At 63.4% G+C, this 12,818-nt stretch carries 10 protein-coding genes and 1 pseudogene; 5 read left to right on the top strand and 6 right to left on the bottom strand.

The genetic code is table 11. The features are described from left to right. Positions 1-23: 23 nt before the first annotated feature. Both HV670_RS06980 and HV670_RS30915 read right to left on the bottom strand, forming a co-directional pair. Positions 24-884: a glycosyltransferase gene (locus tag HV670_RS06980; RefSeq protein WP_175104098.1), complete on the bottom strand. Its 861-nt coding sequence runs from the start codon at positions 882-884 to the stop codon at positions 24-26. Between the two features lie 134 nt (positions 885-1,018). After that, positions 1,019-2,449, bottom strand: coding sequence for a lipopolysaccharide biosynthesis protein (locus HV670_RS30915; RefSeq protein ID WP_343054350.1), 1,431 nt, complete (start codon positions 2,447-2,449; stop codon positions 1,019-1,021). Between the two features lie 142 nt (positions 2,450-2,591). Between HV670_RS30915 and HV670_RS06970 the strand changes: the two genes are divergently transcribed. The 5 genes from HV670_RS06970 (at position 2,592) to HV670_RS06950 (ending at position 9,378) form a co-directional block, all read left to right on the top strand. Next, positions 2,592-3,983, top strand: coding sequence for a phosphomannomutase/phosphoglucomutase (locus HV670_RS06970; RefSeq protein WP_175104011.1), 1,392 nt, complete (start codon positions 2,592-2,594; stop codon positions 3,981-3,983). A gap of 95 nt (positions 3,984-4,078) precedes the next feature. Continuing rightward, positions 4,079-5,110 (top strand): lipopolysaccharide heptosyltransferase I, encoded by a 1,032-nt coding sequence (waaC, locus tag HV670_RS06965; protein WP_175104010.1) that lies wholly within the window; start codon positions 4,079-4,081, stop codon positions 5,108-5,110. 38 nt (positions 5,111-5,148) lie between these two features. Continuing rightward, a complete protein-coding gene (kdoO, locus tag HV670_RS06960; protein WP_175104009.1) occupies positions 5,149-6,042 on the top strand; it encodes a Kdo hydroxylase KdoO in 894 nt (297 codons plus the stop codon). A 118-nt stretch (positions 6,043-6,160) separates the two neighbouring features. Continuing rightward, the gene (waaA, locus tag HV670_RS06955) at positions 6,161-7,447 is read left to right on the top strand and encodes a lipid IV(A) 3-deoxy-D-manno-octulosonic acid transferase (RefSeq protein ID WP_175104008.1); all 1,287 of its coding nucleotides are present in this window, start codon (positions 6,161-6,163) and stop codon (positions 7,445-7,447) included. Positions 7,448-7,530: 83 nt separating this feature from the next. Further along, the gene (locus tag HV670_RS06950; protein ID WP_175104007.1) at positions 7,531-9,378 is read left to right on the top strand and encodes a glycoside hydrolase family 2 protein; all 1,848 of its coding nucleotides are present in this window, start codon (positions 7,531-7,533) and stop codon (positions 9,376-9,378) included. Positions 9,379-9,534: 156 nt separating this feature from the next. Here the strand turns inward: HV670_RS06950 and HV670_RS06945 are convergent, their stop codons facing one another. The 4 genes and pseudogenes from HV670_RS06945 to ureE all read right to left on the bottom strand — a co-directional run. Next, positions 9,535-10,347 (bottom strand): glycosyltransferase family 25 protein, encoded by an 813-nt coding sequence (locus HV670_RS06945; protein WP_281362371.1) that lies wholly within the window; start codon positions 10,345-10,347, stop codon positions 9,535-9,537. Positions 10,348-10,457: 110 nt separating this feature from the next. Next, on the bottom strand, positions 10,458-11,093 hold the full coding sequence (gene ureG / locus HV670_RS06940; RefSeq protein WP_175104005.1) for an urease accessory protein UreG: 636 nt from the start codon (positions 11,091-11,093) through the stop codon (positions 10,458-10,460). Positions 11,094-11,254: 161 nt separating this feature from the next. Beyond that, the gene (locus HV670_RS06935; RefSeq protein WP_175104004.1) at positions 11,255-11,944 is read right to left on the bottom strand and encodes an urease accessory protein UreF; all 690 of its coding nucleotides are present in this window, start codon (positions 11,942-11,944) and stop codon (positions 11,255-11,257) included. A 150-nt stretch (positions 11,945-12,094) separates the two neighbouring features. Further along, positions 12,095-12,748, bottom strand: a pseudogene (gene ureE / locus HV670_RS06930) (urease accessory protein UreE); the annotation flags it as partial. Between the last annotated feature and the right edge of the window lie 70 nt (positions 12,749-12,818).

Below are 12,818 nucleotides of genomic sequence, written 5' to 3'. Positions count from 1 at the left end.
TGAAGTCAGTCGTGCCGTCATGGCTAGGGCCGCGGCTGATGGTGATCACCGCGGCGATCGCCGTGGTTCTCACTGTCGCGATCGGCACTGTGATAGAAGCGCTTCTTGATTCCCCGCTGCAGCCCGGCAGGCATGACGAAATGCAGCAGGTTCTTGGCGAGCCCGGCCCAGTAGTAGGGATTGCCCGGTTCAAAGTAGTCGAGCTGGAGCCGCAGCGTCGAGAGAATCTGTGTGCGGCGCCGTGTCGCGCTGATGCCGCCTTCGTTGAGCTCGTAGTAGAGGCCGGTCTGCGGCAGGTTCGCACAGTCGTATGTCTTCATGATGCGCAGGAACAGGTCGAGGTCCTCGGCGGCGCGGTAGCGCGCGCGATAGTTGCCCGCCGCGACGACCGCTTCCGTGCGCAACATCATGGCTGGATGCACGAAGCAATTGCGGGCGAAGCGCAGCCGCCGGATCTGTGCCGGTTCAGTCGGCACGCTGAGCAGGAAGACCGGCTCTCCTTGGCGCGTCACGACTTGCGCGCGCATGCCCAGCGCACCGACGCGGGGGTGAGCCTCGAGCCAGGCACGCTGGGTCTCGAGGCGCGCCGGCACGGTCAGGTCGCCCGCATCGATGCGCGCGATATAGCGCACGCCTCGCGCCGCCAAAACCTCGACGCCAGCCGCCAAGGCGCGTTCGATCCCGCCATTCGGCGTTAACCTCAGCACGTCGATTCGCATGCCGGGCAGTTCGGGCGCGGCGACGGGCGGGGTGCTGCCGTCATCGACGATCAGGACCGACACCGAGGCCTGTTCGGCGAACGAGGCGAGGGTGCGCTCAAGGTCTTCCTGGCAGTTGTAGGCGGGCAGCAGGACGGCTACGTCGGAGAGTGCATTGTGGGTCATGGCATCGTGCGCGCCGCTCGGCAGCCTATTGGACGCAGCGCCCGCACCGGAAGAATCGGGTGTCGTGTTTGCGCAGAGTCCGCTCGATGCAACGTTGCTCGCCGGGCCGTTCTCTTTGCTGAAGTTATCGTTCGTCATTGGGCGAGGCGCAGGCGGAGGTAATAGAGGTCGACTGCGATCGCGGCCAGATAGCCCGCCGCGAGTCCCATCAGCGCGCCGTGGCCGCCAAAGCGCGGAATGGCGACGAGATTGACCGCGAAGGCGACCGCGAGCGCAAGCAGCCATTTGGCGAGCAGCACGAACTTCGCCTGGTATTTGAGCACAATGAGATTGGCGATGGCTTCGATGCCAGCCGGTACCGATAGCCAGACGGCCCAGCGGAAGATATCGACCGCGCCTTCGAAGCCGGGGCCGAACACGAGCCGGATGATCGTGCCGCCGAGCGCATCGAGCACCAGGGCGCCGCAGATCATCAGCACGGCCGTCATGGCGAGCAGACGGAGCATATTGCGCAGCAGCCGGGCGCGCTCGTGCACGCGGTAGACGAAGGCGGGCGCGAGTGTCTGCGCGAGCATCAGGGCAAGCGTGATCCAGTTTTCATTGAGTTGCTGGGCCGCCGAGTAGCGGCCGAGGTCCGCGTAGTCGACTACGCGCTCGAGCATCAGACGGTCGAGTTTCAGGAACAAGTACATGCAGACCAGTCCGATCCAGAACACCGAGCCCGCCGAGACAAATCGGCGAAACAACGCGACTTCGAGTTGCCAGTCGAGTCTCCAGCGGCGTGCGCTTGGGTCGCTTCGCCCGCTTCGTGCGGCTTGTCCACTCCGTGCGGCTTGTCCCGGCCGTCCGTCGAGTGCATCAAGTCGGTCGCGTTCTTCCTTTCCTTCCTGTCCTTCATCTTGCGCCTGGCCATGCTGCGCAGCGTAGTAGGCGATCAGCATCGCCGCGATGGCCGCGGCCTCGAGCGCCCAGAGCCAGCCGAAACGCGCGGGATCGATCGCGAGCCTGACGAAGAGCCAGACGAGCAGGGCCTTGCCGATTGCGCTAACGATCGCCGCGAGCAAGGCGGGCTTGCTGTAGGTGCGGCTTTGCAGCCAGGTGCTCACGACGGCGAACGGCTCGCGAAAGATCATCGTGGTCGCGAGCCCCGCGAGCATCGCCGCGACCATCGGGTCGACACGGCCGTATCCGCTACCCGCCGCGAGCACGATCCAGGTCAGCAGCAAGGCCGCCAGCGAGACGCCGAAGCGCAGCACGAACGCACTGCCGAGAATGGTGCCGAGCCGGCTCGGCGGTTCATGAACGATGGTCGGCACGAGGATTTCCGCGCCGCAGACCCAGGTGATCGGCGCGAGCACGAGCAGCAGCGTATTGGCGTACTGCCACTTGCCGAATACGTCCGGCCCGAAATAACGGGCCAGCACGCCGCTGATCACGATCGCGACGACGATTTGCGTGAGCCGCTCGCAACCGAGCCAGACGAGGTTGCCGAGTGCGCGCGCCACATCGTCGCTTACCTTGGGCAATACAATCGGCAATACCTTAGGCATTACAATAGCCCGCATCAGTGGGTGGCCCGGGATCGGCTGGTCTGCATGGGGAGCATGCATCCCGTGCAGGCACAAAAGCTGCGATTATAAATTGCAAGTGAGCGCGCCCCGCGAATTTGCAAAGACAGGCTTCTTCCTCTCAAAGGCATCTCGACACATGATTTCTCAATCGATTTTCAAGGCTTACGACATACGTGGTGTGATCGGCAAGACGCTCGACGCCGAAGTCGCCAGGCAGCTCGGCCAGGCATTCGGCAGCGAGGTTCGTTCCCAGGGCGGCGATGCGGTCGTGATCGCGCGCGATGGCCGGCTGTCGGGGCCGGAATTGTCGAAGGCGCTTGCCGAGGGCCTGCGCGCCTCGGGCGTCGATGTGGTCGATATCGGGATGGTACCGACGCCGGTCGGATACTTTGCGGCCAGCGTGCCGCTCGAGGGCCTCGGCGGTCGGCGCGTCGACTCGTGCATCGTGATCACGGGCAGTCACAACCCGCCCGATTACAACGGTTTCAAGATGGTGCTGCGTGGCGCGGCGATCTATGGCGAGCAGATTCAGGCGCTCTACAAGCGCATCGTCGCAAAAGACTTCACGAGCGGCGATGGCTCGTACCAGACCTATGACATTGCCGATGCGTATCTCGAACGGATCGTATCCGACATCAAGCCCGCGCGTCCGCTCAAGATCGTCGTCGACTGCGGCAACGGTGTGGCTGGCGAACTGGCGCCCAAGCTTTTCAAGGCGCTCGGCTGTGAAGTCACCGAGCTCTTCTGCGAGATCGACGGCAATTTCCCGAACCACCATCCGGATCCCGCGCACCCCGAGAACCTCCAGGACGTGATCCGCGCGCTGCGGGAGACCGACGCCGAGATCGGCTTCGCGTTCGACGGTGACGGTGACCGGCTGGGCGTCGTAACGAAGGATGGCCAGATCATCTATCCGGACCGGCAACTGATGCTGTTCGCCGAGGAAGTGTTGTCGCGCAATGCAGGCGCGCAGATCATCTACGACGTCAAGTGCACGCGCAATCTCGCGAGCTGGGTCCGCGCGAAGGGCGGCGAACCGGTCATGTGGAAGACCGGCCATTCGCTTGTGAAGGCCAAGCTCCGCGAAACCGGTGCGCCGCTTGCCGGCGAGATGAGCGGCCACGTGTTTTTCAAGGACCGCTGGTACGGCTTCGATGATGGCCTGTATACGGGCGCACGGCTGCTCGAGATCCTCTCGCGCGTTGCCGATCCGAGCAAGCTGCTCAACGACCTGCCCAATTCGGTATCGACACCCGAGCTTCAGCTCAAGCTCAACGAAGGCGAGAATTTCGAGCTGATCGGTCGCCTGCAAGCGTCCGCCCGATTCGAAGGCGCGGACGACGTCGTCACGATCGATGGCCTGCGCGTCGAATATCCGGACGGCTTCGGTCTTGCGCGTTCGTCGAATACGACACCGGTCGTCGTCTTCCGTTTCGAGGCCGATAGCGATGCCGCGCTCGAACGTATCCAGAACGACTTCCGGCGCGTGTTTCTCGCCGAAAAGGCCGACGCCCAGTTGCCGTTCTAGGCGAGTTTCGCTAGATTGACGCGCCCGCAGCCGTTCTGGCTGCGGGCGCGAATTTTTTTCGCTTTGCTTTCTGGTTTGTCCCGGATTACCCCACCATGCCCACTCCCGCGACCGCCACGACGACCGCACCGCCGCGCAAGATCCTGATCGTCAAGGTCTCGTCGCTCGGCGATGTCGTGCATACGACGCCAGTCGTCGCGGACATCCTGGCCCATGCGCCGGGCGCCCAGATCGACTGGCTGGTTGAAGAAGGGTTCGTCGATCTCGTGCGCATGGTCAAGGGCGTGCGGCGGGCGATCCCATATTCGCTGCGGCGCTGGCGCAAAGGGCTGCTCAAAGCGGCGACCTGGGCCGACATCCGCCGCTTCCGGCGCGAGCTCGTCGCGGAGCAGTACGACACCGTGATCGACTTCCAGGGCTTGATCAAGACCGCATGGACCGCGAGCTGGGCCCACGGTCCGCTCACGGGCCTGGCGAACCGGACCGACGGGGCGGGTTTCGAGTGGCCCGTGCGATTTTTCTACGATCAGCGCGTGCCGATCGAGCCGCGCACCCACGTAGTCGACCGATCGCGCCAGCTTGCCGCGGCGGCACTCGGTTATGCGCCTCCCGTGCCGCTTTCGCCCGATATCGACTTCGGCTTCGACGAGGGTGCCGCCGCGGCGGCGCTGGCGGGCTATGAGCTCAATCTTCCCGTGCCTTACGTCGTGTTCGCGCATGCGACCTCTCGTGCCGACAAGCAGTGGCCCGAGGCGAACTGGAGCGCGCTGGGTCAGGCCCTCGTACGGCGGGGCGCCTCGCTCGTGCTTCCGTGGGGCAGCGAGGCCGAACGCGTGACGAGCGAAAGGCTCGCACGCGAATTCGGCGGGGCTGCGCTGGTGCCGCCCCGGCTTTCGGTGTCCGCGGTCACGGGGCTGCTCGGCGGCGCGGCGGCCGTGGTCGGCGTCGATACCGGCGTGATCCATATCGCCGCAGCGCTGAAGCGGCCCACGGTCGAGTTGTACAATTTCAATACTTCGTGGCGCACCGGCGGCTATTGGTCTCCCCAGGTTGTCAATCTTGGCGGTCGGGTCGCGCCTTCGCTCGACCAGGTCAGGCAGGCGCTGACGGTGTTCGGGTTGTTGTAAGGCGCTTCGCGGCGCCGCGTTTTACTGGACGACGTCCCATGAGCGATTCACAGATCATCGAAGTCCCCGACGGCGATTGGCAAGGGCACAACCTCCACGTGCCGCGCGACGTGTTGCGCGCCGAACTCGAGCGCGGCAAGGTTTTGTATTTCCCAACGCTGAAGTTCAAGGTGTCGGAGGACGAGCGCCGGCTTTTCGATCCGGCGATTGCCGATCCCAAGCGCAAGAACATCTCCCTCGCGCCGCGTGGCGCGGGAACTGCGGCGCTACTCGGCGTGGCCGGCGATGCGGGTACGCAGGCCGCGGTCCGCGCGATGGTCACGCGCTTCCAGGATCAGGCTCATTCCCTGATCGAAGGCTTGATGCCCGAGTACATCGGCAAGCTGCGCAGCGCGCCCACGAGCCTGCGGCTCCATCGGGTCGAGACGCGCGATACTTCATGGCGCAAGGACGACAGCCGGCTGCATATCGATGCGTTTCCGTCACGGCCGAACCACGGCGAACGGATCCTGCGCGTCTTCGTCAATGTCAATCCTCAGGGCGCGGCACGGGTCTGGCGGGTCGGCGAGCCGTTCGAGACGGTCGCCCAGCGTTTTGTCCCGCAGATCAAACCGGCGTTTCCGGGGTCGGCATGGTGGCTTGAGACCTTGCACATCACCAAGTCGCGCCGCAGCGAATACGATCACCTGATGCTGAGCCTGCACGATGCTATGAAGGCCGATCTCGCTTATCAGCGCGATGCGGACCAGCAGACCATGCAGTTTCCGGCGGGCAGCGGCTGGGTCTGTTTCTCGGATCAGACCTCGCATGCGGTGATGGCGGGGCAGTTCATGATGGAGCAGACGTTCTTTCTCGCCGCCGCCGATATGGTCGAACCCGAGTGCTCTCCGCTCGCGGTGCTCGAGCGGTTGAAGGGGCATGCGCTGGTTTGAGCGGAATTGGAGTCGGGTTTGGGTTCGAGTCGGGCCAGGGTCGAGTTCGGGCCGGATCTGGCTTGGATGAGCCGAGCGTATGAGATGATCCCCGCTTTGCAATTCCAGGCCTGACGGCATGCTGAGACAGATCTATCGCGCGTTGTGGTGGCTGATTGCCCCGGTTGCGGTGATACGCCTTTATGTGCGTTCGCGCCGCGAACGCGGTTATCGCGAACATATCTGTGAGCGCTTCGGCGCCGTGGCTGGCCGACCCGCGGACGACCGCAGCAAACTGATCTGGCTGCATGCGGTTTCAGTCGGCGAGACACGTGCCGCGCAGCCGCTGATCGAGGCCCTGCTGGCCGAGCATCCGCAAGCCCGCATTCTCCTGACCCATATGACGCCCGGCGGCCGCGCGACCGGCGAGACGCTGTTCGGCGAGCGCGTGTTGCGTTGCTATCTTCCCTACGATATGCCGTGGGCCGTGCGGCGTTTTTTGCGCGCCTACCGACCCGTGCTCGGTATCGTCATGGAGACCGAAGTCTGGCCGACGCTGATCGACGAATGTCGGCGTATGGCGATGCCGCTCACGCTGGTTAACGCGCGGATGTCGCAGCGTTCCTATCGGCGCGCGGATCGCTTCGGCGCCGCCGCGCGCGAGGTGTTCGGCGGCTTTACGCGTGTGTTGGCACAAAGCCCTGCCGATGCCACTCGGCTCAATGCGCTTGGCGCGCGTGAAGTCGCTGTGCTCGGCAACCTGAAGTTCGATATGAGCGCCCCCGAGTCGCTGATCGAGCGCGGCCGCACGTGGCGCACCGCGTTGAAGCGGCAGCATGTGTGGGTGGCCGCGAGCACGCGGGAAGGGGAGGAAGCGCTCGTACTCGATGCGGCACGTGGCATGGCGGGCGACGAGGTCCTGCTGATTCTCGTGCCGCGTCATCCGCAGCGCTTCGATGAAGTCGCGGCACTGCTCGAACGCGAGGGCTGGCGCTATTCACGGCGCTCGACGTGGAACGAGATCGAGTCGATCGGCCGGCCCCACTCGGGCGAAGGCCCTGTCCAGGTCGTGCTCGGCGATTCGATGGGCGAGTTGGCCGCCTACTATGCGGCAGCGGATGCCGCCTTCATCGGTGGAAGCCTGCTGCCGCTCGGCGGACAGAACCTCATCGAAGCGTGCGTGGTGGGGACGCCGGTGCTGTTCGGTCCGCATATGTTCAATTTCACACAGGCAAGCACGGACGCACTCGCCGCCGGTGCAGCGATACAGGTGCAGGACACGGAAGGCCTCGCAAGCGCACTGAAGGGTCTGTTCGACGACCCGTCACGCCAGATCACGATGAGCGGCGCGGCAAGCGCGTTCGCGGCACGGCATCGTGGAGCGACGGCCCGGACGGTGGCGGTGTTGAGTGCGCTGTTGCGTTAGGGTGGGGTCATGAATTTCTTGCTAGTATCGACTTAGGCGTCAGGCTTTGACGACCACAACAAGAAGATACGGAGACAAAAGAAATGGACCACCCACGTCCACAGCTTCGGCGCGCCGCCTGGACCAACCTCGACGGGGCCTGGCAGTTCGCATTCGACAATGACGCACTGATCGACGCGCCCGAGGTGGTCGATTTCGATCGCGAGATCCTCGTGCCCTATCCGCCTGAAGCGAGGCTATCCGGTGTCCACGTCACGGATTTCCATCGTCGCGTCTGGTACCGGCGAGAAGTTGTCCTGGGCGAGTCGCCGGCCGGGGGTGCGCAAGGGGGCGGCGATGAACGCCTGCTGCTTCATTTCGGCGCAGTCGATTTCGAGGCGCAGGTCTATATCGACGACGTCCTTGTGGGCGCGCATCGTGGCGGCCACGTACCGTTCTCGTTCGACGTCACGCGCTTCGTAAAGGGGTCGCGCTTTACGGTGGTGGTCCGCGCCGACGACGACCCCTTTGATATGAACAAGCCGCGCGGCAAGCAGGACTGGAAGCGCGATCCGCATGTGATCTGGTATCCGCGTACCACGGGCATCTGGCGCACGGTCTGGCTCGAGCGCGTCGCGGCGAGCCGGATCGACCGGATCAAGTGGCAGGCGGATGTGGCCCGTTGGGAAATCCGCGCGGACTTGCGGCTGCTCGCCGCGCCGCTCGGCGGCAGCGTGCGCGTGCGGCTCTCGATCAATGGCCGCACGCTGGTCGACGACACGTCGCTTGTCCAGGGCGGCGAGTTCGGCCGCGTGTTCTCGCTACCATCGGATCATGGGATCGACAACGGCCGTGAAGACTGGCTGTGGAGCCCTGAGCATCCGCAACTGATCGACGCACATATCGAGTTGCGCGATGCGGACGGCCACCTGCTCGATACCGTCGAAAGCTATACCGCGCTACGCAGCGTCTGGGTCGATGGCGATCGCTTCACATTGAACAGCCGCCCTTACGCGCTACGCATGGTGCTCGATCAAGGCTATTGGCCCGACGGACTGATGACGGCCGACTCGGCCCGTCTCAAACGCGATGTGGAACTGATCAAGTCTCTCGGTTTCAACGGCGCGCGCAAGCACCAGAAGGTCGAGGACCCGCGCTGGCTCTACTGGTGTGACGTACTCGGCCTTGCCGTCTGGGGCGAGATGCCCTCGGCCTACGGTTTCTCGGACCGTACGGTGTCGACGCTCATCGATGAATGGCAGCAGGTCGTCGAACGCGACTTCTCGCATCCGTGCATCGTCGCGTGGGTGCCGATCAATGAATCGTGGGGTGTTCCGGACCTGCCCCATTCACAGCGCCAGGTTGCACTCGTGAAGGCGCTCTACGAGATCACGCACGCGATGGACGATACGCGCCCCGTGGTTGGCAACGACGGCTGGGAAATGCCCTGCGGCGATCTCGTGAATATTCACGACTATCACCACGAGCCCGAGGTACTGTTTGCGCGCTACGGTAGCCGCGAGGCGATCGACGCGACGCTTGCCTCGGTGCGGCCCTCGCGCCGGCGCCTGATGCTCGACGGCTATAGCGCTGCGGGACGTCCGGTGCTGCTCACGGAGTTCGGCGGCATCGCCTGCATCACGGAAGGCGAGGGGTGGGGCTACTCGGTCGCGACTTCAGGCGAGCAACTGCTCGAGCGCTATACCGCATTGCTCGATGCGCTGCATCGCTCGTCGGCGCTATCGGGCTTCTGCTATACGCAGCTCACCGACACCTTCCTTGAAAAAAATGGTCTGTTGACTGACACCCGCGAAGCGAAAGCCGATCTTGTCGGCCTCGCGCGCGCGACGCTCGGCGCAGTGGCCGCGGCGCGGCGGGATTTCAAGGCCAATCCGCTCGGCTACAACGAGCGCTGGTTGGCGAAGCTGGCAGCCACGGGACTCAAGGGTTGACGGTAGGGCGGTAGCTTCAGCGGGCGTTTGTCGGCGGACAACGCCCGTTTTTTTGAGGCGCAGTCGGCGGCGAGGCTACATTGGCAACGCTGCCATGCTCGACGTGGCATTGGCGAAACCGAAGCCTCGCAGCCCGGTTCCGTCAATGCCTCCTGCTTAGCTGGTCAGTTTCAAGCCCTTACCGATCCGCTTGTCGGAAGCAGGCTGCGACGTGGGAGGCTGGTGGATGGAGGGCTGCCTTGGACGATTGCGCATATGGTAAATGGTCATCTTCAGCTTATCGATCCGTCGGTGAAACTTGACCCTGAGCCGGACGGCGATATTCGGGATGCTCGGACGGTCGCCGATCATGGACTCGGTCTCCGCCAGTTCGACGAACTCAGGCGAGGTGATGTACAGGCGAAGCCGATGATCCCATTGCCGGTCGATGGCATTGTCGACGGCATTGAAGAATCGATCGGTATTCTCCAGCATCCTGATCGCCGCTTCGCGAGTGATCACATAGCACTGGGTGCCGTCAGGATGGCGCTTCATCCACATCAATTTCATGCCGCTTGCCAGCACGGCAGTCGGGATCTTGGGCCGTGCATGGACGAGGCCCATCAGCCGGACCATATCCCAATGCGATCGCGCGGCGAACACTTCGTCTACAGCGGAGCTGAAGCCATCGCGAAGCACGATGTCGTCTTCCATCACGCAACAGGCTTCATCGCCGGACGCAACCAGCTCACGCCAGACTTCTCGATGACTCAGAAAGCAACCCACCTCGCCACGCGTGAGGGGTACGCCGTATTGCTGTACTCGTCGCTCGAGATCGTAGTTTTCGATTTTATCTAGAGGGCCGGCCGGTTCGATTGCATCGAAGAACCGAACCTTGATCTTGTGCTTCTCGAATTGCCGTTCCATCAAGGCCCGGCGTTCGTGCGCGCGAGTCAGCGAAATGCAGACATACGAAACCCCACCAGCCATCTAGCTACCCCGATTCTTGGTCTTCAAATATTCAAAAGCCTGGACTGCAGAACAAAAGCAAACAGTCTTTTTTGTTTTACTAGCTCATTTAATTTGCGAGCATCCTATCATTATTTAAGCAAACCCTTAGTCTCAATAAATGAGATGACTTCCTGCAGTCCGGCCTGCGACTTGAGGTTCGACATGGCGAACGGGCGCTCGCCGCGCATCTTCTTCGCATCGGATGCCATGATCTCGAGCGACGCGCCGACCATCGGCGCAAGGTCGGTCTTGTTGATAAGGAGCAGATCGGACTTCGTGATGCCGGGGCCGCCCTTGCGCGGAATTTTTTCGCCGCCGGCGACGTCGATCACATAGATCGTCAGGTCGGACAGTTCGGGGCTGAAGGTCGCCGCCAGATTGTCGCCGCCCGATTCGATAAAGACGATGTCGGCGTCCGGAAAGCGCGTGAGCATCCGGTCGACCGCTTCGAGATTGATCGATGCGTCTTCACGGATCGCGGTATGCGGGCAACCGCCGGTCTCGACACCCATGATCCGTTCAGCGGGCAAGGCGCCCGCGACGGTCAGCAGGCGCTGGTCTTCCTTGGTGTAAATATCGTTCGTGATGACGACGAGGTCATAGCGCTCGCGCATCGCCTTGCATAGCATTTCGACGAGCGTGGTCTTGCCGGAACCGACCGGCCCTCCGATGCCGACGCGCAGGGGCGGAAGTTTCTTGGTGCGGGTGGGAGAGGGTGCGTTCATGTCGGACTCGGTTTCTCGTCGGGGTACAGTGTGCGCGTACGGTGTGTCGATTTATTGATGTCTTGGCGTGACCGGGGTGTTGATGTGGGGATGTTCCGATAAGCAGGTAGCCGATGTCTTCATTAAACGTCCTTGTATTCGTATAGACGAGCGATGCACCGCTAGGAGCGGAACAAGCGCGAGTACTGCGACTCGTGCCGAGCGGACAGGATGCCGAGCAGCGGTGCGAACGTCACGATGTCTTCCTCGCGCGTTGCGAGCGCTATCGCGACCGCGCGCGCGATCGGCTCGCGCTGGGCGACCAGCGCGCGCTGGCCGGCGAGCTGGCCGAGCGGCACGGCCTTGAGCGCGGCGGAAACCTGGTTCTCGGCCACGCTGAACGCATAGGCAGTCAGCGTGCCCTCGATCGTCGCTTGATGGGCATAGGCCGCGAATGCAAACACGGTTGGCAAGGCGAGCGGCTTGATGGCGGCAAGCGCGGCGCGGCGCGCAGGATCGCCCCATTCGAGCGACTGGCACAACTGTCCAAGAGACCAGCCCATCTGTTCGGTTTCCTGACGCAGCTCGGCTGATTCACGGCTCGCTAGAAACTCACGGTTTGCCTGTACGAGTGTTTCGCGCGCGTGCGTGTCGAAGTGTTCCCATCGTCGGAACTGATGAGCGAGGAAAGGCAGCTCGCCATGGGCGAGAATATGCTCGATGCCGTTCGCGATCCACGCGCCCGCGCTCGGGCCGTCGACGACCTGTCCGGTTTCGACGGCGGCCTCCAGCCCTTGTGAATAGCTGAATGCACCGATCGGTAGGGCCGGCGACGCGAGATGCAATAGTCCAATCAGTTCGCCCGTCTGCATGATGGCAAATCAGTCGTGCGAGTGCTTGTGCGTGTGCTCGCCGGCATGCTTGTGGTCATGCCCATGCTTGTGCTCTTGATCATGCGAGTGGCTGTGCTCTTGATCATGCGAGTGGCTGTGGTCATGACCATGTGAGTGGTCGCAGGCATGATGGCCGTGGCCATGACCATGTGCGTGATCACCGGCATGCTTGTGACCGTGCCCATGATCGTGCGAATGTTCGCCGGCATGTTGATGAGCATGCCCATGCGCATCTCCGTGCTCATGCTCATGGCCCTGCTCATGCCCATGATGCTCGCCGAACACCTGCTGCGCGATCGCATAGTCCTCCGCGAACGTCTCGTCGTGCCCATGCTTGTGACCACCGCCATACGCACCGGTCTCCGGCGTAAACGGACGGTTCGCCTGTTCGACCTTCATGCCGAGGCGGAGCAGCATGTCGGCGAGCACGGGATCATCTTCGATCTGGAGATAACCGTCGCCGATCTCGACGGGCGTGTGCCGGTTGCCGAGGTGATACGCCGCGCGCGTCAGCGCGAGTGCGGTAGTGCCGCTCACGCGCAACACGGGCTGCGGTGCCGCAACGACACGCACCAGACCGCCATCGTCCGCGATCAGGATGTCGCCGTCAGCGAGCACGGTGCCGCGCGGCAGCATCACGCCGATTTCCTCGCCGGTGTCGAGCGTGGTCGCCAGCCGGCTCTTGCGCCGTTCGTCGAACGCAAGCGTCAGCACCGCCGCACGTGCAAGCAGCGGCTTCGCGAGCCGCGTGCCGGGTGGAATGAGTCTGTTCAGCGTTCGCATCGTCACTGCCTTGCCTCGCGGCACTTAATCGATCTGTCCGGGCGCCACCGCGACGTTACCGCCATGAAGC

The sequence above is a fragment of the Pararobbsia alpina genome (assembly GCF_902859895.1).
Taxonomy (GTDB): Bacteria; Pseudomonadota; Gammaproteobacteria; order Burkholderiales; family Burkholderiaceae; genus Pararobbsia; species Pararobbsia alpina.
Note: the sequence above shows the minus strand (reverse complement) of the source record. Positions and strands in the feature narration are given on the sequence as shown.

Excerpts from the sequence above, each read along its gene's own strand:
- HV670_RS06980 (WP_175104098.1), bottom strand. The coding sequence starts at position 884 with ATGACCCACAATGCACTCTCCGACGTAGCCGTCCTGCTGCCCGCCTAC.
- HV670_RS30915 (WP_343054350.1), bottom strand. The coding sequence starts at position 2,449 with ATGCGGGCTATTGTAATGCCTAAGGTATTGCCGATTGTATTGCCCAAG.
- HV670_RS06970 (WP_175104011.1), top strand. The coding sequence starts at position 2,592 with ATGATTTCTCAATCGATTTTCAAGGCTTACGACATACGTGGTGTGATC.
- waaC (WP_175104010.1), top strand. The coding sequence starts at position 4,079 with ATGCCCACTCCCGCGACCGCCACGACGACCGCACCGCCGCGCAAGATC.
- kdoO (WP_175104009.1), top strand. The coding sequence starts at position 5,149 with ATGAGCGATTCACAGATCATCGAAGTCCCCGACGGCGATTGGCAAGGG.
- waaA (WP_175104008.1), top strand. The coding sequence starts at position 6,161 with ATGCTGAGACAGATCTATCGCGCGTTGTGGTGGCTGATTGCCCCGGTT.
- HV670_RS06950 (WP_175104007.1), top strand. The coding sequence starts at position 7,531 with ATGGACCACCCACGTCCACAGCTTCGGCGCGCCGCCTGGACCAACCTC.
- HV670_RS06945 (WP_281362371.1), bottom strand. The coding sequence starts at position 10,347 with ATGGCTGGTGGGGTTTCGTATGTCTGCATTTCGCTGACTCGCGCGCAC.
- ureG (WP_175104005.1), bottom strand. The coding sequence starts at position 11,093 with ATGAACGCACCCTCTCCCACCCGCACCAAGAAACTTCCGCCCCTGCGC.
- HV670_RS06935 (WP_175104004.1), bottom strand. The coding sequence starts at position 11,944 with ATGCAGACGGGCGAACTGATTGGACTATTGCATCTCGCGTCGCCGGCC.